A 23,961-nucleotide genomic window follows, 5' to 3' on the forward strand; every position below is an offset into this window, starting at 1 on the left:
CGGCGCACCGACGATGGCGACGACCTCGGAGCTGCGTGAGGCCCCTCAGGCAGCTCCGAGGTCGTCGTGTGTTCAGGCGCCCCTGACAATTGGCTTTACCCGCAGCGACTTCTCGGGGAACCTCACAGAGTGAAAGCGATCGACTAGCTCGACTTCTGCGAACACACGGATCGAGTCTTGGTGGCGGTCGAGGCCGGAGCGAGCATCACCATCACCCGCGACGGCCGACCGATCGCGATACTCGCGCCGGTGCGGCGACGCACCTTCGTGCCGATCTCCGAACTCGCACAGACCAGTACGCACCTACCGCGCATCGATTACGCCGAGTGGCGGGCCGACCTCGATGCCCTGATCGACCCTTGGATCTCGAAAAGGGAGGACCCGACTCATACCGGCGGATCGAACTCAGCTCCCGAGTGACTTCGGGGCGGTTCAGGGGCAGCTTCTCATGTGTCGAAGCGGGCCTCCCTTCTGTCGGCATCGTGGCTGTACAGACCCATAATGCGTGCGAGACCACCACTGGAACTGGAAAGGTGAACCTCACCCTGACGATGAGCGCGTTGACGCAGGAACCGCTGCACGCTGCCGAGGCGAAGCTGTCCCCGAAGCAGGTCGAGGCGCGCCGCCACCAGGCCGAGAAACTCCTCGGAAAGAAGCTTCCACCCCCGCCACGCACCAACTGTCGCGGGAGTGGCACATGAGGAGGGCTCTGCCCGGCGTTTCCCATCGCCATGTGCCACTCGCGCCGCCCCAACTGGCACTGAGCAGCCGAGTCTGGCGTCGGGCGAGATCCACCGATACCGTCGACGGGTGACCCAGTGGAAGATTCTCGGTGAGCGCCGCGTGGATGAGAACCGGCACATCCAGCTGTCCACCGTCGATATCGAACTACCGGACGGGGTGCGGTTCACGCAGTATGTCGCGCGGATGCCGCGGTGCGCAATGACCTTGGTGATCAACGATGACCGGGAAGTGCTGCTGATGTACCGGCACCGGTTCATCATCGATCGCTGGGTGTGGGAGCTCCCTGGTGGGTACGTCGATCACGCCGAAGACGTTGCCGTGGCGGCTGCGAGAGAGGTCGAGGAAGAGACCGGGTGGCGGCCCCGGTCGATGGAACATCTGGTCACCTACCAGCCTGCGATCGGCACCTTGGACCAGCCACAAGAGGTGTACCTGGCACGAGGCGCCGACCTCACCACAACCGAGCCCGACATCAACGAGGCGGAGAAGGTGGCGTGGATCCCTCTGTCCGAAGCAGTCGACATGATCGCCCGGGGCGAGATCGTGGGCGCGGCGACCGTCGTCGGTGTCTACCGGGCGTTGTCACTCAGTTGACCCGCTCGAGCATCACCCTGTCACGGAATGCTGCGACGTCGGGCAACCCGGCGTAGCGAGTCAGCCTCGCCCGCAGACCACGCAGGTAGGCGTGGGTGCGGCGCGATTCCAGTGCACCGGCCATGTCCAACGCCTCGGTGCCGATACGCACCGCTTCGTGGGGATCCTGCTCGACAATCGCGGAGGCCAGCAAGCAAAGGTTGAACATCTTGCCGCGCAGGTATCCACCGGCCATGTCCAGGGATTGGATGGCCAGGCCGGCGGCGCGTTTGTGGTCACCGAGATCGCGGAAACAATGGGCAGCTTTCGCCGACATGTAGGCGGCGTCGAAATAGTCGAGCCACAGGGGGACGGCCCCCGCTCGCGAGTAAGTTCTCTCAGCGGCATTGAGTGAGGCTGCACATGAGGTTCCGTCGGACCGAGCAGCGTGGCCATGCGCCTCTACCAGATGGCATTCGGATTCCAAGGACGGCAGCCCTGCTGTCCGCGCCGCGATTCGGGCAGCGCGGGCAAGATCTACCGCGTCGCCGGGGCGCCCGACGTAAGTCGCCTGATGCGACATGGCAGCCAGTATCTCGGCGCTGAGCGCGGCATCACCGGCGGCACGCGCCATCCGAAGCGCCTGTATGAGATATCGCTGCGCAAGCCCATGCTCTTCCATGTCATAGGCCGCCCATCCCGCCAGCTTCGTCAACTCGGCCGTGGTCGCGAACAATTTGCGGCCAACAGTTTCCGCGTAGCTCCCGCGTAATAGCGGCGCGACTGAACTGTGCAGGTAGTGCACGATTGTCGAGCGCACCTTGCGCCACCGACCTGGTTGTCCAGGTCCCGGAAGGCGCCGACCATAGTCCGGACCGCGTCTACGTCGGCCAGACCAACGCGGCGCGTACCCGCCGACGTCGGATGATCAGGGCCGGAAAGAGTCAGCCACCGTATCGAGGCCGCGGGGTAAGCGGCGACCGCGTATACCGTTCCGACGAGGAACCTGCGCTGTTCGACATCGCTTCGCCATAGAGCAGTCGCCTCGGCAGTAGCCTCGGAGAGGCTGAGGGGAAATTCCAGCCCGAGGCCTGGCGAATCCTGAATGCTCGCCATCCCAGAGCTTTCTGGCGTGATTCGACGCCCCGTCAACTCGGTGAGCACTTCTGCTATCAGCATCGGCCCAGGCGGATTGGGTTGCTCGCCGGCGAGCCAACGACCGACGGACGTGTGGTCGTAATGCAGCTCCACGCCGACAGTTCGACCGCGCTCGACTATGCGACGGGCGAAACCTTTTCTACTGGTGCGAACTTCGTCGAGAAGGTCCTGAAGTTGGTGATTCGGCTGCTTCGGCAGGCGTCCCATCTCTGAAGTCTGGCATCTCATCCCGGGCGCACACCATGATCACCGACCTGTGCACACCCCCTGTGCACACACCTGCCCATGGCACGCGCCTTCCGCCACCTCGTTGTGGCGCAAGATTCGGTTCAGCCCCCGGCGCCGGGTGTGTGCCCCTCATTCCTCGGCGCCGGGTGGTCCCCAATAACCAACAATCGCAGGGGGTTCAATGGCGGATTACATCGCCGCGTTCGCCGTGGCCGGCTCGATCGCCGTATTACTGCTGGGCCTGATCTACGTACTGCCCTACACCTTCGGTGAGGATGACCCGCCGATCACGGAACGCGCTCCTCGGATGTCGGCGCGTACGGCCCATGACCTCATGCAGGCGCACCGCAGGTGCAGTATCGAAAGCTGCCCGCATAAGCGGGATGCGTATCGGACTCTTGTTGCGGTGGGGGCGATTACGCCGGATCAGCGGGCCGAGCGGTACATGCGGTGACGGATCCTGACGAAGAGCGGCGGGGGTGGGTGCAGTGGGATGACGGGACCTGGTCGGAGCTGGACGGGTATGGGATGGCGAGTGAGCGGCGGACGCTCGAGGAGATGTTGGAGGCGCTGGGGCGGGCGGAGGATGAGTGATGGGGCACAGCCGGCCACACCGATCGGCGTAGATCAGGTGGCGGTCGCAGGCTTCGCGGGGTCCCGGCACACCGCTGCCCCTGTCGTCAGCGACAGGGGCAGCGGAAACCATCCGTGAGTGAGGCTCAGTCCAGCGGACCGATCACCGACTCCGCTCCGGCGACGAGCGCACCGGAAGCAGCGAGTTCCACGGCCTTTTCGATCTCGGGCGAGAGATGACGGTCGGTGCCGGGGCCTTCGATGTGCTCGCGGAGCACGGCGCGCACGGCGGACGTCGCGGGGGACGGCTCGAGCGGGGCGCGCAGGTCGAGGGCGCGGGCGGCGGTCAATGCCTCGATGGCGAGGACGCGGGTCAGGCCGTCGAGCGCTCGGCGCAGCTTGCGGGCGGCGGACCAACCCATGGACACGTGGTCTTCCTGCATGGCCGAGGACGGGATCGAGTCGACGCTGGCGGGAGCCGCCAGGCGCTTGAGCTCGGAAACTATTGCCGCCTGGGTGTATTGGGCGATCATGTGTCCGCTGTCCACGCCCGGATCGTCGGCCAGGAACGGCGGCAGCCCGTGGTTGCGGGCTTTGTCGAGGAAGCGGTCGGTGCGGCGTTCGCTGATGCTGGCCACGTCGGCGACGACGATGGCGAGGAAGTCGAGCACGTAGGCGACGGGCGCGCCGTGGAAGTTGCCATTGGATTCGACGCGGCCGTCGAGGGTGACGACCGGGTTGTCGACGGCGCTGGCCAGCTCGCAGGCCGCTACCCGCTCGGCGTGGGCGAGGGTGTCGCGGGCGCCGCCGGCCACCTGGGGGGCGCACCGTAGGGAGTAGGCGTCCTGGACGACGGTGCAGTCGGGGTTGGCGTGGCTGGCGACGATGGGCGAATCCTTCAGCAGCCGAGTCATATTCGCCGCCGCGACGGCCTGGCCGGGCTGGGGGCGCAGGGCTTGTAGATCGGCGGCGAAGACCTTGTCGGTGCCGAGCAGTCCCTCCACGCTCATCGACGCCGTCACGTCGGCGAGCTGCAACAACTTGCGCAGATCATGGCAGGCCAGCACCAGCATGCCGAGCATGCCGTCGGTGCCGTTGATCAGGGCCAGGCCTTCCTTCTCCTCGAGTTCGACCGGCTCGATACCGGCGGCGGCGAGGGCCTGGGCGGCGGGCATCAGCTCGCCGGCGGCATCGCGCACGGTGCCCTCACCGAGCACGGCCAGCGCCACGTGCGCGAGCGGTGCGAGGTCGCCCGAGCAGCCGAGGCTGCCGTACTCGTGCACGACCGGCGTGATGCCTGCCGACAGCAGCGCGGCATAAACCTGCGCGACCTGCGGACGGACCCCGGTACGGCCGGTGGCCAGCGTGGACAGCCGCAACAGCATCAGCGCGCGCACCACCTCACGCTCCACCTCGGGCCCGGAGCCCGCGGCATGGGAGCGCACCAGGCTGCGCTGCAATTGTTTGCGCAGCTCCAGCGGGATATGCCGGACCGCGAGGGCGCCGAACCCGGTGGACACGCCGTAGACGGGCTTCGGGTCGGCGGCCAGCGCCTCGATCCGCTTGCGGCTTTCCGCCAGCGCGGCCAGCGCATCGTCCGACAGCTGGACCGGGGCGTCGTACCTGGCCACCCGCACGACGTCTTCAGGCGCCACGGGACCGGTCCCGACGATCACCGGATCGGTATTGCCCGCCACTGCTCGCTCCGCGCGCGGCAAGGTCTCCATACTCACGATTGTTCTCCGTTTCGAAATAGGTAGTAGGACGAAACTCCGGGGATCCGGAGGGTGCGGACACGCCATCGGTCACCGCAGCGACGACGGTCCCCCTGGCGCCCGAGTCGAAGCCGACGCGGCATCGGTCACCTGTGCCGTATCGCCGGTAGCACCGACCGCCGCACCATCGGCCGCCCGAGCCGCACCCGCGGGTTCGGCCACACGAGTTGCGGCGGGCCCAGTACCAGCCGCGACGGCCACACCGCTCTCCTGAACCTCCGCTGCCGCACCCGCGGGCATCGGCCCCGCCACCGGCGCGGCACCCGGTTCAGCAGACTCCGGCCGCACCCAGCGCCGATAGGCGAGGAACAGCAGCGCCAGCCACACCACGCCGACCACCAGCGCGACCCGGCTGTCGTCGTCGAAGGCGATCACGCCGATTACGAACACCAGGAACCCGATGGTGATCAGCTGCCCGTACGGCCAGAACGGCACCGGGAACTTCAACGCGGCCGCCTCCTGGGCGCTCATCCGGCGACGCGAGCGGTAGTGCGCGAGCAGAATCATCAACCAGACGAAGATGGTCGCGAAGGTGGCGATCGAGGCGATCACCAGGAACACCTTGTCCGGGATGAGGTAGTTGAGCAGCACGCCGACCAGCAGCGTGATCGTCATGATGACCACCGTCATCCAGGGCACGCCGTTGCGGGAGACCTGCTTCATCACCGCGGGCGCCTGGCCGCGCTGGGCCATCCCGTACATCATCCGGCCCGCGCCGAAGATATCGCTGTTGATGGCCGACAGCGCCGCGGTGATCACCACGATGTTGAGCACCGTCGCCGCGGGGCCGATGCCGAGGCCGGAGAAGATCTGCACGAACGGGCTGCCCTCGGAGCCGATGGTCTGCCAGGGGTTGATCGCCATGATGACGGCCAGTGTCAGCACGTAGAACAGCATGATCCGCACCGGGACGGTATTGATCGCACGCGGGATCGTGCGCTCCGGATTCTCGGCTTCACCTGCGGTGATGCCGATGATCTCGGTGCCACCGAAGGCGAACATCACGATCGCGAAGCAGGCCACGAATCCGCCGAACCCTTCGGGGAAGAATCCGCCGTCGGCCCACAGGTGGCTCACGCCGCTGCTGGTGTCGTGCACGCCGAATCCGAAGATGAGGATGGCGATGCCGCCGGCGATCATCGCGAGGATCGCGACGATCTTGACCAGGCTGAACCAGAACTCGACCTCGCCGAACACCTTCACGTGCAGCAGGTTGATCGCGCCGATGAAGAAGATGATCGCCAGCACCCAGATCCAGCGCGGGACATCGGGGAACCAGAAGCCCATGTATACGCCGAACGCGGTGACGTCGGCGAGGCAGACGATGATCATCTCGAAGGTGTAGGTCCAGCCGGTCATGAACCCGGCCAGCGGTCCGAGGTGTTTGCTGGCGTACTCGCCGAACGACCCCGAGACCGGGTTGCTCACCGCCATCTCCCCCAGCGCCCGCAGCACGATGTAGATCGCGGCGCCGCCGATCAGGTAGGCCAGCAGCACCGAGGGCCCGGCGCGTTTGATGGCCTCGGCCGACCCGTAGAACAGGCCGGTCCCGATCGCCGATCCGAGCGCGATGAATCGGATGTGGCGGGCGGTGAGGCCGCGCGTCAGCGCTTCGGCGGTTGTGTTCACACCAAACTCCCGGGTTCGAAATGGGGCAGCAGTCGAGCAATGCGGTTCGAGCATCGATGTGCGTGGGGTCACATCGGCCCTACATGTATAAGCCTATCTATACAGGAATGTCAACGTCCCCCGGCTCGCCACTCTCGCGGCTCGATTCGCTCTGGACAAATTCTGCGATCCAGGTCATAGTCGTTTCATGCCGCCTAGTGGCATTCGACTTTCATCAGATGAAATTTCTAGCCCGTCGAGGAGACCCTCGTGACCGTTGACCTACTCGATCGTTCGCTCGATACGACCGACCTACGCCGCACCGTGCGCGCCTTCGCGAATGCCGAGATCCTGCCGGGCGCCGCCGCCCGCGACGAGTCCAGGCAATTCCCTGCCGAACTGATCCGCCGGCTCGCCGAACAGGACCTCATGGGCATTTCGGTGCCCGAGGAGCTGGGCGGGCTCGGCCTCTCGACGCGCGCCCAGCTCGTCGCCATCGAAGAGGTGGCCCGCGCCGACGCCGCGCTAGCCTCGATCTACACCGCCCACTACCTCGGCCTCGAGCCGATCCTGGTCGGCGGAACCGCCGAACAGCAGCGACGCTGGCTACCCGCGCTCGCCTCGGGTCAGCAGCTGGCCGGATTCGCCCTCACCGAACCCGACGCGGGCTCGGACATCGCCTCCATGCGCACGGTGGCGCGCCGCGATGACGACGGCTGGCACCTCAACGGCGCCAAGACCTTCATCTCCAATGCCCGCGAGGCCGACCTGCTCGTGCTCTTCGCCAAGACCGACCCGAATGCCGGATTCCGCGGCATCACCGCGTTCGCGGTACCGAAGGGCACGCCGGGCATCTCGTTCTCGGAGCCACAGGACAAGCTGGGCATCCGCTCGGCGCCCACCTACACCGTGTACCTCGACGACGTCGTCCTGCCGCACGATGCGGTGATCGGCACCGAGGGCCGCGGCGGCAATATCGCGCTCACCGCGCTCAACCGCGCCCGCATCGACGTCGCCGCGATGGCCGATGGAATCGCCCTGCGCGCATGGGAACTCGGCCGCGAGTACGCCACCGAACGCAAGCAGTTCGGCCATCCGATCGCCGAATTCCAGGCCATCCAACTGCTTCTCGGCGCTTGCGATGCCGAGCTGGTGGCGGCCAGGGTGACCGCGGATTGGGCCGCCGATGTGAAGGACGCCGGTCAGGACCTGCGCCGGGCCGCCTCGATCGCGAAGTACACCGCGACCGAAGCCTGCTTCCGGATCGTCGACCGAGTGGTGCAGATCCACGGCGGCGCCGGCTTCATGCGCGAATCCGAAATCGAGCGGCTCTACCGCGACTGCCGCATCCTGCGCATCTTCGAGGGCACCTCGCAGATCCAGCTGCTGACCATCGCGGGCAACGCGCCCTCGACCCGAACCCTCGACTACTGAGAGGCCAACATGAACGCACTACCCCCGCTCGACGGCGTCCGCGTCGTCGATCTGTCCCGGGTGCTGGCCGGGCCGTACTGCACCGCACTGCTCGCCGACGCCGGCGCCGACGTGGTGAAGGTGGAGGCCCGAACCGGAGAGGACGCCCGCCACCTCGGCCCGTTCCGCGACGGCGAGAGCATCTACTTCACGCTGCTCAACCGCGGCAAACGCTCGATCGCACTCGACCTGAAGTCCCCGGAAGGTCGCGATGCGGTGCTGCGGCTGATCGAGGACGCCGACGTGGTGGTCGAGAACTTCCGCCCCGGTGTCACCACCCGCCTCGGCATCGACTACGCGGCGGCTCGTGCGCGCAATCCGCGCATCGTCTACGCCTCCATCTCCGGCTTCGGCCAGCACGGCCCGATGTCCGGGGCCGCCGCCTACGACCTGGTCGTACAGGCCCTGTCCGGCATCATGAGCATCACCGGTTCGCCCGAATCCGGCCCGACCCGGCTCGGCGAATCCTTCGGCGACCTGATCGCGGGCCTGTTCGCGGCGTGGGGCATCAGCACCGCACTGCTCGCCGCCAGGGCCACCGGCGCCGGCCAGCACCTCGACATCGCGATGTTCGACAGCATGCTCGCCATGCTCCCGACGGCACACAGCCAACTCCAGGCCACCGGAACCGCTCCGGAGCGAGTGGGCAACCGGCATCCCATCTCGACTCCATTCGACACCTACCGGGCCGATGACGGCCTGTTCGTCCTCGCCGTCGCCAGCCAGTCCGGTTTCGAGAAGCTGGCCAGAACGATGCAACGCGAAGACCTGATCGCCGATCCTCGCTTCGCCGACGACACCGCGCGCACCCGCAACGAGCCCGCGCTGCGCAAGGAGATCGAGAACTGGGCCGCCGGACGCACCGTCGCCGAGATCGTGGACATCCTCGGCACCGCCGGACTGGCGAGCTCGCCGGTGTGGGACGTAGCGGAAGCGCTCGGTTCCGAGCTGGCACGCAGCCGCGGTGTAGTCGAGTCCTTCGAGCATCCGGCGGCGGGCACCGTAAGCTACGTGCGGCAACCCGTCGTCTTCGGCGGCAGCGCACGGCCGCCGGTACGGCGAAGCCCGCTGCTGGACGAGCATCACGACGAAGTGCTCGCAGAGCTGCGGCGATAGCCCGGCACCCGGCGCATGGAGGAAACGCGAATGGCTCCCGGCGAGGTCACCCGCAGCGTGAGCCGGACCTTCGAGTTGCTCGGCGCCATCATCGAGCACGGCGGCCTGAGCCTCGCCGACGCCGCCAAGGCCACCGACCTGGCCACCAGTACCGCGCTGCGGCTGATCCGCAGCCTGGAGCAGACCGAGTTCGTGCTGCGCGGCGAGGACAACGTCTACCGGGTGGGCCCGCGCCTATTGCAGATCGGGGCGCGCGCCATCGCCGACAACCAGCTGGTGCTGCGGGCCCGGCCGGCGATGATCGAGATCGCCGAGACCACCAGGGAATCGACCTACCTGTCCGCGCCGGGACCGCACGGCACCGCGCTCTACATCGCGCAGATCGAGGGCACCTACGCCATCCGGCATATGGGCTGGGTCGGGCAGACGGTGCCGCTGATCGGCACCGCGGTGGGCGCGGCCTTGCGTGGTGAGGTCGGCGCCGAGGGCTACGCCATCGCCCACGACACTCTCGAGGAACATTCGACCGGCGTCGCAGCGCCGATCCACGACGCGACCGGACGGATCGCCGGGGCGCTGAGCATCATCGGCCCCACCTTCCGCCTCGACGATCAGACCTGCGCCGAACACGGCCGGGTACTGGTCGACCACTGCGCCCGGCTCTCGGCCGAGCTCGGTCGCAGCACCACCTCGCACTGATCCATCGCCGATCACACACCACGTCGGATTCCAGCCTCTTGACAGCCTGTCTATACAGGCATATACATATCCGGTGTGGCGTGATCCAACACACAGCATCGAACCGTTGTGAAGGGCGCCGCAAGCCGAGTCGCCCCGCAGTGATTTCGCCGCAGAAAGTCAGGCACCGCCATGAAGAACGACGGCACCCAAGAGGACCTGCTCACCCTCGAACGTCGCACCATCGACGTCGTCCCCGACAACGAGCGCCACGGCACCCCGCGCAGTCAGTTCACGCTCTGGTTCGGGGCGAATATGCAGATCACCGCCATAGTCGACGGCGCGTTGGCCGTCGTCTTCGGCGCCGACGCCATCTGGGCCATCATCGGTCTGCTCATCGGCAACGTCTTCGGCGGGGCGGTGATGGCACTGCATTCGGCGCAGGGCCCGCGCATGGGGCTACCGCAGATGATCTCCAGCCGCGCCCAGTTCGGCGTCAAGGGTGCGGTGGTGCCTCTGGTGCTGGTGATCCTGATGTACCTGGGCTTCGCCGCGACCGGCACCGTGCTCGCCGGGCAAGCCGTGAACAAGGTGCTCGGCATCGACAACCCGACGATCGGCATCCTGATCTTCGGCGGGCTCACCGCGTTCGTCGCGATCACCGGATATCGGCTGATCCACATGGTCGGGCGGGTCGCCACCGTCATCGGCATCATCGGGTTCAGCTACCTGGCGGTCCGGTTGTTCACCGAATACAACGTCGGCGATTACCTCGGCATCGTCGGATTCGATGCGGTGACCTTCCTGCTCGCCATCTCCCTCGGCGCGGGCTGGCAGCTCACCTTCGGCCCCTACGTCGCCGACTACTCCCGCTACCTGCCGCGCAGCACCAGCGAACGCACCACGTTCTGGTCCACCTTCCTGGGCAGCGTCATCGGTTCGCAGTGGTCGATGACCTTCGGCGCGCTGGTCGCTGCCGTCGCCGGGGATGCCTTCCTCGGCAATCAGGTCGGCTTCATGGGTGAGCTGGCCGGCCCGGCCGCCATCGCGTTCCTGATCTACCTGGTGATCGTGGTCGGCAAGCTGACGGTCAATGTGCTCAACGCCTACGGCGGGTTCATGTCGATCCTCACCACCGTCACCGCGTTCAACGGCCGCTCGCACATCTCCACCACCGCCCGCACCCTCTACATCCTCGGATTCGTCGGGGTGTCGATGCTGATCGCGATCGCCGCGAGCGCAGACTTCCTGGAGAACTTCAAGAATTTCGTGCTCGTGCTGCTGATGGTGTTCACCCCGTGGAGCGCGATCAACCTGATCGACTACTACCTGATCTCCAAGGAACGCATCGATCTGCCCGCGCTCTACGACCCCAAGGGCCGCTACGGGTCATGGAATGTGCCTGCGCTGATCTGCTACGCGCTGGGTGTCGTCGCCCAGATCCCGTTCCTGGCGCAGAAGATGTACACCGGGCCCGTCACCGAGATGCTCGGCGGCGCCGATATCTCGTGGATCGTCGGCATCGTGTTCACCGGCGCCATCTACTACCCGGTCGCCAAACGCACCAACAACCCGCCCGCGCAGATGATCTACCCCTCGCACACCGCGATGGTCGACACCCGGATCTAGGAGTCATCCATGGCAACAACGGCACTGACCGGCATCGGACTGCTCGTCACCAACGATCCCGCGCTCGGCGACGGACCGCTGGGCCTGCGGCGCGACGCCGCGATCGTCTTCGACGACGGCGTGGTGGCGTGGGTCGGTGATTCCGCCGCCGCACCCGCCGCCGATACCGGGCATGAGCTGGACGGGCGCGCGGTCCTGCCCGGTTTCGTCGAATCGCATTCCCACCTGGTGTTCGCCGGTGACCGGGCCGAGGAGTTCGCGGCCAGGATGTCGGGCCAGAAGTACGCGGCAGGCGGCATCCGCACCACCATCGAGGCCACCCGCGCGGCCACCGACGAGCAGCTCGGCGCGAATGTGCGGCGGTTGATGGACGAATCGCTGCGTGCCGGAAGCACCACCGTGGAATGCAAATCCGGGTACGGGCAGTCGGTGGCCGATGAGCTGCGCAGCGTGCAGGTCGCCGGCCGCTACACCGACGAGGTGACGTTGCTGGCCGCGCATGTGGCGCCGCCGGAGTATGCCGGGCGGATCGACGAATACGTCGCGATGGCCGTCGCGGAGATGATCCCGAAGTGCGCGCCGCACGCGAAATGGATCGACGTGTTCTGTGAGCACGGCGCCTTCGACCGCGATCAAGCGCATGCCGTGCTGAGCGCGGGTATCGCGCACGGTCTGATCCCGCGAGTACACGGCAACCAGCTGCGCCAGGGGCCGGGAGTGCAGCTCGCGGTGGAGTTGGGCGCGGCCTCGGTCGACCACGTGACGCATGTGAACGCCGCCGATATCGACGCCCTCGCGCACAGCGACACCGTGGCCACCCTGCTTCCCGGCGCCGACTTCTGCACGCGCAGTAGCTATCCCGACGCGCGGGCGTTGCTCGACGCCGGAGTGACGGTCGCGCTCGGGGCCGACTGCAATCCGGGCACGAGCTACACCACCAGCCTCCCGTTCTGCATCGCGATCGCGGTCCGCGATATGCATATGACGCCCGACGAGGCGGTCTGGGCGGCAACCGCCGGGGGCGCCCGCGCGCTGCGCCGCACCGACGTCGGCACGCTCACCCCCGGCACCCGCGCCGACGCGATCGCCCTCGACGCGCCCACCCATCTGCACCTGGCCTATCGGCCCGGTGTGCCGCTGATCAGCCACGTGTGGCGCAACGGCACGCTCGCCTACTCGAACTGAGGAGATTCGATGCAACCCCGCTGGACCGGACGCACCGATGGCACCACGCCCGAGCATCTGCGCTGGCATCAGGTCGTCGAACCGTATGGCGCCGGCGTCGAGCCCGACGCGTGCGTCTTCGTCGGATTCGCCAGCGACGAGGGCGTGCGACGGAACAAGGGCCGCGTTGGCGCGGCGGCGGGGCCGGATGCGTTGCGCCAGGCGCTGTCCCCGATGGCCTTGGCGACCCCGCGCCGGGCCTACGACGCGGGAACGGTGACGGTGTCGGACGCACGACTGGAGGAGGGGCAGCGCGCGCTCGGCGCCGAAGTGAGCACACTGCTCGACGCCGGCCACTTCCCCATCGTGCTCGGTGGCGGGCACGAGATCGCCTACGGTACCTACCTCGGCGTCGCGGGTTCCGCGCTCGGCCGAGCCGCCGGGCGGATCGGAATCCTCAATCTCGACGCCCATTTCGATCTGCGCGCCGACCCCGTCCCCAGCTCCGGCACCCCGTTCCGGCAGATCCTCGAGGCCGACGCCGGCGTGCGCTACGCCGTACTCGGCATCAGCCAGCCGAGCAATACCGCCGCGCTGTTCGACACCGCGGCGAAGTACGACGTGCGCTATCTGCTCGACGACGATTGCGATCAGGAGTCCGCGCTCGGTTTCGTCGACGCCTTCATGGCCGACATCGACCTGCTCTACTTGACCATCGACCTCGACGTTCTACCCGCGGCGGTCGCACCGGGTGTCAGCGCCCCGGCGGCGTTCGGCATTCCGCTCGCGACGATTCAGGCCGTCTGCGATCGCGTCACCGCCAGCGGGAAGCTCGCCGTCGTGGATGTGGCGGAGCTGAATCCCGGTCTGGATATCGACAACCGGACCGCGCGGACAGCGGCGCGCTTGATCCACCGGATCGCCACCCGGCACGTGCCCTATCGCGCGAACCCGAGCTGAACGGGCGACCGGTGTGACGGCTCCCCGGGCGGGGGGCGACCGGTGTGAGGGCTCCTCGTGCGAGCGGGCGACCGGTGTGAGGGCTCCCTGTGCGAGCGGGCGACCGGTGTGAGGGCTCCCTGTGCGAGCGGGCGACCGGTGTGAGGGCTCCCTGTGCGAGCGGATGACCGGGTGAGTGCTCGCCCGGGCGAGCGGGCGAGCCGCCGGCCGCCCCGACCGCCCCGTCCGCCGGCTGTGCCACCGATCGCATTCCGGCGGCTTGTCGGCCGCTCCCATGCCGGGGCAGTCGAGCCAGGCGGCTCCCCGATCACCGCCCGTTAATCTCGAACGCGTGACCAGCGAATCTCACGAGGCAGCCCTCGAGCTGCTCGACACCGTCACCGAATCGACCCGGCGTCTGCTCGCCACCATCGACTCCCTGGACGACGCCGCCCTGAGGGAGCCGTCGCTGCTGCCCGGGTGGACCCGCGGCCACGTGCTCGCCCATCTGTGCCGCAACGCCGACAGCCTGGTCAACCTGTTCCTCTGGGCCCGCACCGGAATCGAAACCCCGCAGTACGCAAGCACTTTCCTGCGCGATCACGATATCGAGGAAGGCGCGCCGCGACCGCTCGCCGAGCAGCGCACCGATTTCGTGGAGTCGGCCGCCCGGTTCGAAGGCATGGCCCGGATCCTCACGCCCGAACAGTGGCAGGCCGAGGTCCGCACCCGCCAGGGCCGCCCCATTCCGGCCACCGAGGTGGTGTGGATGCGCTGGCAGGAGGTCGAGGTCCATCACGTGGACCTGGCATCCGGCTACACCCACGCCGACTGGCCTGCCGAGTTCGTCGACCGGCTGCTGCCCGAGGCGGCGACCGCCCTGAGCGCATCGGCCACTGAGCCGTTCGAGATCGTCACGCCCGGATACAGCGCCGCGATCGGCGCGGGTACCCCCACGGCAACGGTCACCGCGCCCGCCGCCGACGTCCTCGTCTGGCTGCTGGGCCGCACGACGCCCGATTCGCTCACTGAGCCGCTCCCCCCTGTGCCCGACTGGAAGTAGAACGGGCGGTACCCGGCCGCGCCAAGTGTGCGCAGCCGGGTACCACTCGCGGGTCGGTCGTCAGGCGGCCTTGCCGGACCAGCCGTGATGGGTGAGGCGGCTGTGCGGGGCGACGGTCGCGACGGGGACGCCGGTGCAGTTGTCGGAGGCGAAGAGCAGGAAGGGACGGTCGCTGCGGTTGTCGACCTCGATCTCCCGCGGGAACCCGCTGGCCCAGCACTGGTCGAGGTTGCTCAGCTCCATCGTGCCGTCGATGAGCACCACTTGCCTGCCATCGCCGCCGCCGCCGAACGAACCGGTCGGGAAGGCCGAGGCGGCCGGCGCCACCACAGCCGCCGCAGCGACGGTGAGAGCGCCCATGCACGAAAGCAATCCAAGTTTCACGACGGCGAGCCTACGGGTCGGGCAAGGGTGTTCCCCACCGTTGGCGAGCCGCGCAGGCCCGCTCGAGGGGTCAGGGGCGACGCCGATCCCTGCACATTTGCCGATCCCCGCACATTGCCGAGTGCGGCGCCGGGCAGGCGCCGATCGGGCGCGAAAATGGTACGAAAGTATCCCCCCGAGACCAAGGAAGGCCCCTCCCGAGCTGGGGAGGGGCCTTCTGAAGTGCGCCCGAAGGGATTCGAACCCCTAACCTTCTGATCCGTAGTCAGATGCTCTATCCGTTGAGCTACGGGCGCATGCGGTGTTCAGTTGTACACCCGGTTTCCCGGGCTTGGCGGAGGCGAGAGGATTTGAACCTCCGGTCCCCGTGAAGGGACAACTCATTAGCAGTGAGTCCCATTCGGCCGCTCTGGCACGCCTCCTGGAGCCTTCTCTTCGAGGGCACCGGTCCTTTCGAACCGCCGAGCAGCAAGGTTACAGTAGCCAATCCACAGAGTGCAAAACGGCTGGTAGTTAGCGTAAATTGCTGTCGAACCAGTCGAAGATCCTGGTTTGCGCGTCGATGAGATCGTCGCGCTCCTCCTCGTCGTCGCCGGGTTTGTCGGCGCGGTGCAGCAGACCCGGATAACTGATCACCAGACTCGCCACCTCGGCGCGGGCGGCAGCGTCGCGTAACTGCTCGACCTCCTCGGCCGGGGTGTTCGGATCGGTCTCGCCGAACAGGCCCAGCCACGGTGCCTGTAAGCGGGGAGCGGCCTCGACGAGTGCTTCGGCCTTGTCGGTGAGCGGGCTCACGATGCCGGGGGCCGCGACGCTGACCGCGGCGCCGATGGGGCGGTTGGTGGCCACCAGGCAGGCGGCGGTGCCCGCGGTATCGAAGCCGAGCGCGCCGATGCAGTCCGGGAACACCCCGCGCCGGGTGAGCCAGTCGAAGCAGGCGTCGAAATCCTCGAACAGTTCGTCGCCGAACACACCGGTCGACGGCGGATCGGTGGCGCGGTGGAACAGATTGGGCGCGACGACCGTCCAGCCCTCGGTGGCCAGCGCCTGCATGAGCTCCAGCAACGGCCCGGTGAACTCACCGGATTCGTGCAGCAGCACGATGCCGCCACGGGCGTTGCCCTCGGGTTCGACCACGGTGATGGGCACCTGCGGGTGCGCGGCCGGGCGCCGGTCCGGCTCGGACTCACCTTCGGTTGCCATGTCGTCCCCGACGCGCAGCGGCGCTAGATCGTCATAAGTGCCCGACATGAATCCAGCGTAGGGCCGAATTCTGATCTTGGGGAGAAATTGCACGTGAGAGGCCCTCGCGCACGGAAATTCCGGCACCGGGCATATGGTTGGGGGGTGACCGCGCAGATTCGGCCGGACCTCGATTCCATTCCGGCGTACGTCCCCGGCCGCAACCATCCCGGTGCGGTCAAACTGGCCAGCAACGAGACCACCTTCGGTCCGCTGCCCGCCGCGCTCAAGGCCATCACCGAGGCGGCCGAGCTGGCGAGCCGCTACCCGGACAATCAGGTGACCGAGCTGCGGGCCGCGCTCGCGGAGTTCCTCGGCGTCTCTCCGGCGAACGTCGCGGTGGGCTGCGGCAGCGTCGCGCTGTGCCAGGAACTGGTGCAGATCACCTGCTCCTCCCCCGACGACGAGGTGCTGTTCGCGTGGCGCTCGTTCGAGGCGTACCCGATCGTCACCCAGGTGGGCAATGCCACGGCCGTGCCGGTGCCGCTGGACCCGGAGCTGGTGCACGATCTGGACGCGATCGCCGCCGCGGTCACCGAGCGCACCAAGATGATCTTCATCTGCAACCCGAACAACCCGACCGGCACCGCGGTCGGCCGCGAGGCGCTCACCCGCTTCCTCGACTCCGTGCCGGACAACGTGCTCGTGGTGCTGGACGAGGCCTACTACGAGTACATGCGACTCACCCCGCAGGACCGCCCCGATGGCGTCGAGCTCGGCCGCACCAGGCCCAATGTCGTTGTGCTCCGCACCTTCTCGAAGGCCTACGGGCTGGCCGGGCTGCGTGCCGGCTACGCGGTGGGCGCGCCCGAGGTGATCACCGCGCTGCTGAAGGTGCACATTCCGTTCAGCGTCAACCGGGTGGCGCAGGCCGCCGCGATCGCCTCGCTGGAGGCGCGCCACGAACTACTCGATCGCACCGAACCGCTGATCGCCGAGCGTGACCGGGTGCGCGACGCGCTGCTGGCGGCGGGCTATCGGGTGCCGCCGAGCGAGGCGAACTTCGTCTGGCTGGCGCTGGGCGAGCACAGCGTGCCGTTCGCGGAGGCCAGCGCCGAGGCCGGCGTGCTGGTGCGGCCGTTCGCCGGCGACGGCGTGCGCGTCACCACCGGCGATCCGCACGAGAACGATCTGTTCCTGAGTTTCGCCACCGATCCGGCGGTGGCCGCCAGGTTCACCGGCTGAGCAGCAGGTCCACTGCTGAGCGGCTGATCTACCGCCGAAGCCAGGCGGCCGGCCGGACTCTGAGCTCCGCCGGGCTCAGGCCACGCCGAGCCCGCGCGCGATGGTCGGCCAGGAGCTGACCAGCTCGTCGGCCCAGTATGGCCAGGAATGGGTGCCGGTGGGCCGCAGATTCGCGGTGTGCGCGATACCGAGGGCGTTGAGCCGGTCGATGAGGCGGCGGGTGCAGGTGTTGGTGCCGGCTTCGAGCGGGCTGCCGAATCCGATGGCGGTGAGCAGCTCCGGGTTGCTCGGGACCTCGTACTTGCCGGGGACGCCGCTGCCGGAGGACAGGTAGATCGCCTTGCCGCGCAACGCTTCCGCGTTCCTGGTGACGTCGTGGGCCAGCCAGGCCGGATCCTCTGGCTCGCCGAACATGTTGTCCGGATCGCCCTTGTAGGTGGCGATCACGGCGCGCACCTGCGCCTGCCCGAGATCGGATCCGCTGGTGTAGCAGCCGCTGTGCGCGGCGACGGCGGCGTAGAGCTGCGGTTCGCGCACCGCGAGCATCATCGCTCCCTCGGCGCCCATCGACACGCCCATCAGGGCATTGCGACCGTTGCCGTTGAAGCGGGCATCGATCAGCGGGGGCAGTTCCTTGGTCAGGAACGTCTCCCACATGTTGGTGCCGAGCACCGGGTCGGGCCGCTGCCAGTCGGTGTAGTAGCTGGCGGGCCCGCCGACGGTGAGCACCACGTTGACGTTCTTGTCCTCGTAGAACTGCAGCGCGCCGCCGCGTTCGATCCAGTTGTTGCTGTCTTCGACGGCGCTGCGGCCATCGAGCATGTAGACCGTGGGCCGAGGGGCGCTGCGATCCCGCGGCAAGAGCACCTGCACCTCGACGGTGCGGCTCATCGCGGGCGAATCGACGTAGACGCGCAGCCTGCGGTCTGTTATCTCGCTGACGCCGCTGATCTTCGGGCGGGCGGGCATCGGCCTGGTCTGCTCGGCCATGCCCGGCCCGTCGGAGGATCCGGTGCCCTGTTCCTCCGCGGGCGCCGCCGTCGTCAAGGGCGCGCCGATCGTCGCCGCACCGATCATGAGTGCGGCGCTCACCAGCGCGCCGGACAGCCGGCGCCGCGGTCCACGCCGTGACAGCATGTGGCCATACTGCCAGAAACGGCCTGCGGGTCGCGGCGACGAGGAGCGGGCCGGGCCCGAATTCACCCGGCTACCAGCACGAATGGCCGAGATCAGGGCTCGTAGACGCCGTAGGCGCGGTTCGCGATGCACATCGGCACCACGTGCTGATCCCGGCGCCATTCGAATCGCGCGGCGGCCTCGACGGTTTCACGTTCCACCAGGCAGACGGTGGTGGTGCCGGGCCGGGTGATGTTCGCCAATGGCGAGACGGCCAGCGGGATCCCGATGTAGACCTTGTTGTTCATGCACACCGGCACCACCGGCACGCCACGGATGGCGCTGTGGCGGTCGGCCACGCCCTGCGCGTGCGGCACGCCCGAACAGTCCAGTGGGTTGGCGTCGCTCGCCTGGGCGGGGGCCGCGGCGAGGGTGAGACCGGCCGCGGTACCCACGGCCAGCAAGCTCAGGGATCTAGCGATGGTGGTCCACGTCATAGCCGCATTGAAACACTCGCGGTGCAGGACACACTCGATAATCGCGGCGTGTCCGCACGCTGGGACGCGATCGGTATCGGGGCGTTGCCGCCGCCGAGGCCGGGAAGGTCCGGCCGTCGGCGCGGGTTGATGGCGGAGACGGAGGGATTTGAACCCCCGGTCGCTCTCACGACGCTCGCTTTCAAGGCGAGTGCATTCGGCCGCTCTGCCACGTCTCCAGGTCCACGATCGTAACCGATCGTGCGGGCCGGTCAGTGGCCGTCCGAGAGCGCTTCGAGGTCGATGCGGCCGAAGACGTCGGCGACGAGGTCGAGTTGCTCGGGAGTGAGCAGGTCGATGAATCCCTTGCGCACGGCCTCGACGTGACCGGGCGCGGCCTCCGACAGCCTGCGCATTCCGGTGTCGGTGAGCTCGGCGAGGACCCCGCGCCCGTCTTCGACGCAGGTGTTGCGGCGTACCAGGCCCTGGGCTTCCATCCGGCGGATCTGGTGGGTGAGGCGGCTGCGCGAGGACAGCACGCCGTCGGCCAATTCGCTCATCCGCAGGGCCCGGCCGGGCGCTTCGGACAGCAGCACCAGGATGCGGTATTCGGCCAGGCTCAGATCGTTGTCGCGTTGCAGCTGCCGGTTCAACGCGGTCATCAAGCGGAGGTGGCCGTCCATGAACGCCCGCCACGCGTTCTGCTGAGCCGGGGTCAGCCACTCCGGCTCAGCGGAAACGCGACCGCTTGGTTTGGTAGGCACGTCGGTATTCTATGTCGTCCGACCAGCGAAGTTACCGGCCGGTTACCCATTCCGGGCTCAGCGCGGGGTCACCAGCAGATCGCGGGAAAGATCTCCGACCTTCGCGTGCCCGGACAGGCCCATCGCCGAATCGAAGTCGGCCAGCAGCAGACGCAGGGCATGACGAACGCCGTCGTGGCCCGCGATGCCGAGGCCGTAGGCCCACGGGCGTCCGTAGAACACCGCCTTGGCGCCGAGCGCCAGCGCGATGAGCATGTCCGAGCCGGTGCGGATACCGGAGTCGAAGAGCACATCGGCCCGGTCGCCGACACCAGCGACGACGGCGGGCAGCGCGTCCAGCGCCGCGATCGAACCGTCGACCTGGCGGCCGCCGTGGTTGCTCACCACCACCGCATCGGCACCGGCGTCGACCACCTGCCTGGCGTCGTCGGGGTGCAGGATGCCCTTGACCGCGATCGGCAGATCGGTCCATTCGCGCAGGTGCGCGATATCGGCGGGGCGCAACGTGTGATTGCCGAAGAGGCCGGCCCAGGTGAGGATCGCGGTGCGCATGGCGTCCTCGCTGTCCTCCGGCGCGGCGGGCAGTTTGGCCCGGAACACCGGATCGGACAGGTAATTCGCGATGCCCTTGCCCTTCAGGAAGGGCAGATGCGCCAGCTCGAGATCGCGCGGACGCCAGCCGAGCGACGGCGTGTCGACGGTGACGACAATGGCCTTGGCACCCGCCTTCTCCGCGCGCTGAACGAACGAGCGCGCCAAATCGTTGTCGGCGGGCCAGTACAGCTGGTACCACCATTCCCCCGACACCGCGCCGACCTCTTCGATGGTCGACGACGCCGCCGTCGACAACACCATGCCGACGCCGAGTTCCTTGGTGACCTCGCCGACCACCGTCTCGCCCCGATCCTGGAGCAGCTCGAGCACCCCGACCGGCGCCGTGAGCACCGGCGCGGCCAGTTTGGTGCCGAGCACCTCGACCGACAGATCGCGAGTGCCGTGGCCGGTGGTGCCGCGCAGCATGCGCGGGACGATCCGGTAGCGGTCGAAGGCGGCGCGATTGGCCTGCGCGGTCCGCTCATCCGAGGCGCTCCCCGCGACGTAGGCGAAGGCCTCGGCGCCGAGCAACTCCCGGGCGCGTTCTTCGAGACCATCGGCCGTCATCGGCAGTTCCGGAACCTCACCGCCGAGCCCGCGGAAGTAGATCTCATTCTGAAAGTCGATGAAGCTGCTCACGCTCGAAGACGCTAGCGCCTACCTTCGGTGACCGCGCCCACACCCGGCGAATCCGCAGGGCCCCCGGCATTCCCGCGCATCCTTCCGTCCCGGGCCACCCCGACGAGCGCTACTCCGCGTGCGCTCCACTCGGGCAGCGCCCCGCCGGCCGCGGATGCGGGTGCGCATCACCACGCCCTCGGTCGCGGGGCGACATCCACCGCACGACCAAGGGCCAGGTAGCGCTCGAGGGCTCCCACAATGGCCGGGTGGCGGAGCGCCCCGGTCCCAGCACGGCCGCCACCCGCCACGTAGCACTGGCTCTCATGGTGTCCGGGTGCGGAGCGGACCGGTACAGCACGGCAGCCACCCGGCCACGTAGCGCGGGCTCCCGATGGCCGGGCGACGGCGGTCCGGCAGTATGGGCGCGTGCGCGCGATCACGTTGAACGGATTCGGTGGGCCGGAGGTCATGGAGTGGGCGCAGACGCCCGAACCCGAGGCCGGGCCCGGCGAAGTGCTCATCGACGTGGCGGCGGCCGGGGTGAACCGGGCCGACATCATGCAACGCAAGGGCCACTATCCGCCGCCGCCGGGTGCCAGCGAGATCCCCGGACTCGAGTGCTCGGGGGTTATCGCGGCGGTCGGCGAGGGCGTGCGCGACTGGTCGGTGGGTGATCGGGTGTGCGCACTGCTGTCCGGCGGCGGCTATGCCGAGCGAGCCGTCGCACCGGCCGGGCAGCTGCTGCCGATCCCGGACGAGCTGGACCTGGGCGCGGCGGCCGGACTGCCGGAGGTGGCGGCCACCGTGTGGTCGAACCTGGTGATGACCGCGGGGCTGCACGCCGGGCAACTGGTGCTGATCCACGGCGGCGGGAGCGGCATCGGCACCCACGCGATCCAGGTGGCCAAGCGGCTGGGGGCGCGCGTCGCGGTGACGGCCGGGTCGGCGAACAAGCTGGAACAGTGCGCCGAGCTGGGCGCCGACCTCCTGATCAACTATCGCGAACAGGACTTCGTCGAGGTCATCCGCGCCGAACAGGGCAGCGGCGGGCCTGGCGCCGACATCATTCTCGACAATATGGGCGCGGCCTACCTGGCCCGCAATGTGGAGGCGCTGGCCACCTACGGGCAGCTGGTCGTCATCGGATTGCAGGGTGGAGCGAAGGCCGAACTGAACCTCGCGACCCTGCTCGGCAAGCGTGCGGCAGTCCGAGCCACCAACCTGCGCGGCCGCCCGGCGACCGGGCCCGCCAGCAAGGCCGAGATCATCGCCGAGGTGCGCAAGCATGTATGGCCGCTGGTGGCCGAGGGCGCGGTGGTCCCGGTGATCGCGGCCGAACTGCCGATCAGCGAGGTCGGCACGGCCCACACGCTGCTCGACTCCCCCGACACGGTGGGCAAGGTCGTGTTGCAGATCGGCGACTACTGACCGAACCGGTTGCGACGGCCACTATGCGCGGAGAGCCGGGCCGGGTCCGCGGTCCAGGACGGCCGGCGGATGCCTCGGTCCAGCACGGCCGACGCACGAGGTGGCTCGGTCCAGCACGGCCGGTGCACCAGGTGGCTCAGTCCAGCACGGCCCGCGCCCCGGGTGCCTCGGTCCAGCACGGCCGGCGGATGCCTCGGTCCAGCACCGCCGACGCACCGGGCACCTCAGTCCAACGCCGCCAGCGCTCGGCCGAGCTGATCGATCTCGAACTTCGTCGTATACGGCGCCAGACCGACCGTCACCGCACCACCCTCGTCGTTGACGCCGAGCGCGTCCAGCAACCGGCTGCCGCCGTGGGTGCCGCTGAGTACGCCGATGCGGTTGTCGGCCAGTTTGGCGGCGATCTTCTCCGCCTGCAGGCCGACCATGGTGAAGCTGACGGTCGGGATGCGGGTGGAGGCGCGGCCGATGACGGTGAGGTTCTCGATCTTGTCGAGGGTGTCCATCAGATGCTCGAACAGCTGGTCGTGGTAGTCCTGCAGCGAGGTGATGGACACTTCCAGCCGCTCACGTCGGGTGCCGGTGGCGCGTTCGTCGAGCCCGGCGAGATAGTCGATCGAGGTGGTGAGCCCGGCCAGCAGCGAGTACTGATGCCCGCCGACCTCGAGCCGTTCAGCACCCTTGGCATACGGGTTGAGCGACATCGACGGAATGCGGTCCAGAAACGCCGGATCGCGGAAGACCAGCGCACCGATCTGCGGACCACCCCACGACGGTGCGCTCAGCGCGACCACGTCGGCGTTGAGTTCTTCGATGTCGATCAGCGCGTACGGCGCGGCGCCGAACGCATCCGCCACCAGCAGTCCGCCCACCTCGTGCACCCGGTCGGCGGCCACCCGGACGGCGGGCGCCGAGCCGACGATCGGCGAGGCAGCGGTGAGCGCCACCAGGCGCGCGGTGGGCCCGATCAGCTCCTCGAACTGCCAGGCAGGCATCTCGCAGGTCTCGATCTCCACCTCGGCCCAGCGCACATGCGCGCCGTAGCGGTTGGCGATGCGGAGCCAGGGGGCCACATTGGCCTCGTCATCCAGGCGCGACAGCACGATCCCGGTACCGAGCCCAAGGCGCGAGCTCAGCGATTCGGCCAGCCAGGCCAGCAGTACCGCACGATCCGGTCCGAGCACGACGCCGGCGGGATCACCGCCGACCAGGTCCGCGACGGCCTCACGCGCCGCATCCAGAATGGCGGCGCTGCGCTTGGCTGCGTGATGACGGCCTACGTGGGAAAACGACGACGTACGGAAACCTGTTGACACGGCCCGGGATACCGAATCCGGAACCAGCATGCCCGCTTGCGGGTCGAGATGGATCCAGCCGTCGCCCAGGGACGGTATCAGGCCCCGAACCCGTGCGACGTCGTAAGTCATGCT

At 68.3% G+C, this 23,961-nt stretch carries 22 protein-coding genes and 3 tRNA genes; 12 read left to right on the forward strand and 13 right to left on the reverse strand.

The features are described from left to right. The first annotated feature begins 177 nt into the window (after positions 1-177). Positions 178-420: a type II toxin-antitoxin system Phd/YefM family antitoxin gene (locus GV790_RS12395; protein WP_175585872.1), complete on the forward strand. Its 243-nt coding sequence runs from the start codon at positions 178-180 to the stop codon at positions 418-420. A 390-nt stretch (positions 421-810) separates the two neighbouring features. Next, positions 811-1,338 (forward strand): NUDIX hydrolase, encoded by a 528-nt coding sequence (locus GV790_RS12400; RefSeq protein ID WP_218586406.1) that lies wholly within the window; start codon positions 811-813, stop codon positions 1,336-1,338. Here the strand turns inward: GV790_RS12400 and GV790_RS30740 are convergent. Then, positions 1,331-2,137, reverse strand: a complete 807-nt coding sequence (locus tag GV790_RS30740; RefSeq protein ID WP_218586407.1) for a hypothetical protein — start codon at positions 2,135-2,137, stop codon at positions 1,331-1,333. The two genes, GV790_RS12400 and GV790_RS30740, sit on opposite strands and share 8 nt — an antisense overlap. A 747-nt stretch (positions 2,138-2,884) precedes the next feature. On the opposite strand from GV790_RS30740, the gene GV790_RS12410 reads away from it, so the two are divergent. After that, positions 2,885-3,157, forward strand: coding sequence for a hypothetical protein (locus tag GV790_RS12410; RefSeq protein ID WP_163813513.1), 273 nt, complete (start codon positions 2,885-2,887; stop codon positions 3,155-3,157). Positions 3,158-3,422: 265 nt separating this feature from the next. Here the strand turns inward: GV790_RS12410 and hutH are convergent, their stop codons facing one another. Both hutH and GV790_RS12420 read right to left on the reverse strand, forming a co-directional pair. Continuing rightward, positions 3,423-5,003, reverse strand: a complete 1,581-nt coding sequence (gene hutH, locus GV790_RS12415) for a histidine ammonia-lyase (protein WP_163813574.1) — start codon at positions 5,001-5,003, stop codon at positions 3,423-3,425. 78 nt (positions 5,004-5,081) lie between these two features. Then, complete coding sequence (locus tag GV790_RS12420) at positions 5,082-6,680, reverse strand: amino acid permease (RefSeq protein WP_280212545.1); 1,599 nt, start codon at positions 6,678-6,680, stop codon at positions 5,082-5,084. A 249-nt stretch (positions 6,681-6,929) separates the two neighbouring features. On the opposite strand from GV790_RS12420, the gene GV790_RS12425 reads away from it, so the two are divergent. The 7 genes from GV790_RS12425 (at position 6,930) to GV790_RS12455 (ending at position 14,721) form a co-directional block, all read left to right on the forward strand. Further along, a complete protein-coding gene (locus tag GV790_RS12425) occupies positions 6,930-8,093 on the forward strand; it encodes an acyl-CoA dehydrogenase family protein (protein ID WP_163813514.1) in 1,164 nt (387 codons plus the stop codon). Positions 8,094-8,102: 9 nt separating this feature from the next. Further along, a complete protein-coding gene (locus GV790_RS12430; protein WP_163813515.1) occupies positions 8,103-9,248 on the forward strand; it encodes a CaiB/BaiF CoA transferase family protein in 1,146 nt (381 codons plus the stop codon). A gap of 30 nt (positions 9,249-9,278) precedes the next feature. Further along, positions 9,279-9,947, forward strand: coding sequence for an IclR family transcriptional regulator (locus GV790_RS12435; protein ID WP_163813516.1), 669 nt, complete (start codon positions 9,279-9,281; stop codon positions 9,945-9,947). Between the two features lie 171 nt (positions 9,948-10,118). Further along, positions 10,119-11,555, forward strand: a complete 1,437-nt coding sequence (locus GV790_RS12440) for a purine-cytosine permease family protein (protein ID WP_163813517.1) — start codon at positions 10,119-10,121, stop codon at positions 11,553-11,555. A gap of 9 nt (positions 11,556-11,564) precedes the next feature. Next, positions 11,565-12,740, forward strand: a complete 1,176-nt coding sequence (hutI, locus tag GV790_RS12445; protein ID WP_163813518.1) for an imidazolonepropionase — start codon at positions 11,565-11,567, stop codon at positions 12,738-12,740. A 9-nt stretch (positions 12,741-12,749) separates the two neighbouring features. Beyond that, the gene (gene hutG / locus GV790_RS12450; RefSeq protein ID WP_163813519.1) at positions 12,750-13,679 is read left to right on the forward strand and encodes a formimidoylglutamase; all 930 of its coding nucleotides are present in this window, start codon (positions 12,750-12,752) and stop codon (positions 13,677-13,679) included. A gap of 331 nt (positions 13,680-14,010) precedes the next feature. Beyond that, a complete protein-coding gene (locus GV790_RS12455; protein WP_163813520.1) occupies positions 14,011-14,721 on the forward strand; it encodes a maleylpyruvate isomerase family mycothiol-dependent enzyme in 711 nt (236 codons plus the stop codon). 60 nt (positions 14,722-14,781) lie between these two features. On the opposite strand, the gene GV790_RS12460 is transcribed toward GV790_RS12455, so the two are convergent. From GV790_RS12460 to GV790_RS12475, 4 genes are all read right to left on the reverse strand, one after another. Continuing rightward, positions 14,782-15,105 (reverse strand): hypothetical protein, encoded by a 324-nt coding sequence (locus GV790_RS12460; protein ID WP_163813521.1) that lies wholly within the window; start codon positions 15,103-15,105, stop codon positions 14,782-14,784. A 223-nt stretch (positions 15,106-15,328) separates the two neighbouring features. Further along, a tRNA-Arg gene (locus GV790_RS12465) sits at positions 15,329-15,401 on the reverse strand. A 36-nt stretch (positions 15,402-15,437) separates the two neighbouring features. Next, positions 15,438-15,527, reverse strand: a tRNA-Ser gene (locus GV790_RS12470). 91 nt (positions 15,528-15,618) lie between these two features. Further along, on the reverse strand, positions 15,619-16,356 hold the full coding sequence (locus tag GV790_RS12475) for a dienelactone hydrolase family protein (protein ID WP_163813522.1): 738 nt from the start codon (positions 16,354-16,356) through the stop codon (positions 15,619-15,621). 96 nt (positions 16,357-16,452) lie between these two features. Between GV790_RS12475 and hisC the strand changes: the two genes are divergently transcribed. Beyond that, complete coding sequence (gene hisC, locus GV790_RS12480) at positions 16,453-17,532, forward strand: histidinol-phosphate transaminase (RefSeq protein ID WP_163813523.1); 1,080 nt, start codon at positions 16,453-16,455, stop codon at positions 17,530-17,532. A 75-nt stretch (positions 17,533-17,607) separates the two neighbouring features. Here hisC and GV790_RS12485 read toward each other — a convergent pair whose 3' ends face one another. From GV790_RS12485 to GV790_RS12505, 5 genes are all read right to left on the reverse strand, one after another. Beyond that, positions 17,608-18,669 carry an alpha/beta hydrolase gene (locus tag GV790_RS12485; RefSeq protein WP_163813524.1) on the reverse strand — a complete coding sequence of 354 codons (1,062 nt, stop codon included), beginning with the start codon at positions 18,667-18,669 and terminating at the stop codon, positions 17,608-17,610. Between the two features lie 92 nt (positions 18,670-18,761). Further along, positions 18,762-19,145, reverse strand: a complete 384-nt coding sequence (locus GV790_RS12490) for a hypothetical protein (protein ID WP_228815215.1) — start codon at positions 19,143-19,145, stop codon at positions 18,762-18,764. 130 nt (positions 19,146-19,275) lie between these two features. After that, positions 19,276-19,363: transfer RNA gene (locus GV790_RS12495), tRNA-Ser, on the reverse strand. 33 nt (positions 19,364-19,396) lie between these two features. Continuing rightward, on the reverse strand, positions 19,397-19,807 hold the full coding sequence (locus tag GV790_RS12500; protein ID WP_163813576.1) for a MarR family winged helix-turn-helix transcriptional regulator: 411 nt from the start codon (positions 19,805-19,807) through the stop codon (positions 19,397-19,399). 138 nt (positions 19,808-19,945) lie between these two features. After that, positions 19,946-21,121, reverse strand: a complete 1,176-nt coding sequence (locus GV790_RS12505) for a lactate 2-monooxygenase (protein ID WP_163813525.1) — start codon at positions 21,119-21,121, stop codon at positions 19,946-19,948. Positions 21,122-21,529: 408 nt separating this feature from the next. Between GV790_RS12505 and GV790_RS12510 the strand changes: the two genes are divergently transcribed. Beyond that, positions 21,530-22,531, forward strand: a complete 1,002-nt coding sequence (locus GV790_RS12510) for an NAD(P)H-quinone oxidoreductase (RefSeq protein WP_163813526.1) — start codon at positions 21,530-21,532, stop codon at positions 22,529-22,531. Positions 22,532-22,755: 224 nt separating this feature from the next. Here GV790_RS12510 and GV790_RS12515 read toward each other — a convergent pair whose 3' ends face one another. Beyond that, positions 22,756-23,958, reverse strand: a complete 1,203-nt coding sequence (locus tag GV790_RS12515; RefSeq protein WP_163813527.1) for a cysteine desulfurase-like protein — start codon at positions 23,956-23,958, stop codon at positions 22,756-22,758. Positions 23,959-23,961: the final 3 nt, after the last annotated feature.

Source organism: Nocardia cyriacigeorgica, assembly GCF_010858045.1.
Taxonomy (GTDB): Bacteria; Actinomycetota; Actinomycetes; order Mycobacteriales; family Mycobacteriaceae; genus Nocardia; species Nocardia cyriacigeorgica_E.

Coding starts and splice junctions, on each gene's coding strand:
- GV790_RS12410 (WP_163813513.1), top strand. CDS start 2,885: ATGGCGGATTACATCGCCGCGTTCGCCGTGGCCGGCTCGATCGCCGTA.
- GV790_RS12475 (WP_163813522.1), bottom strand. CDS start 16,356: ATGTCGGGCACTTATGACGATCTAGCGCCGCTGCGCGTCGGGGACGAC.
- hutI (WP_163813518.1), top strand. CDS start 11,565: ATGGCAACAACGGCACTGACCGGCATCGGACTGCTCGTCACCAACGAT.
- GV790_RS12430 (WP_163813515.1), top strand. CDS start 8,103: ATGAACGCACTACCCCCGCTCGACGGCGTCCGCGTCGTCGATCTGTCC.
- GV790_RS12440 (WP_163813517.1), top strand. CDS start 10,119: ATGAAGAACGACGGCACCCAAGAGGACCTGCTCACCCTCGAACGTCGC.
- GV790_RS12515 (WP_163813527.1), bottom strand. CDS start 23,958: ATGACTTACGACGTCGCACGGGTTCGGGGCCTGATACCGTCCCTGGGC.
- hutG (WP_163813519.1), top strand. CDS start 12,750: ATGCAACCCCGCTGGACCGGACGCACCGATGGCACCACGCCCGAGCAT.
- GV790_RS12500 (WP_163813576.1), bottom strand. CDS start 19,807: ATGGACGGCCACCTCCGCTTGATGACCGCGTTGAACCGGCAGCTGCAA.
- hutH (WP_163813574.1), bottom strand. CDS start 5,003: ATGGAGACCTTGCCGCGCGCGGAGCGAGCAGTGGCGGGCAATACCGAT.
- GV790_RS12435 (WP_163813516.1), top strand. CDS start 9,279: ATGGCTCCCGGCGAGGTCACCCGCAGCGTGAGCCGGACCTTCGAGTTG.
- GV790_RS12485 (WP_163813524.1), bottom strand. CDS start 18,669: ATGCTGTCACGGCGTGGACCGCGGCGCCGGCTGTCCGGCGCGCTGGTG.
- GV790_RS12490 (WP_228815215.1), bottom strand. CDS start 19,145: ATGACGTGGACCACCATCGCTAGATCCCTGAGCTTGCTGGCCGTGGGT.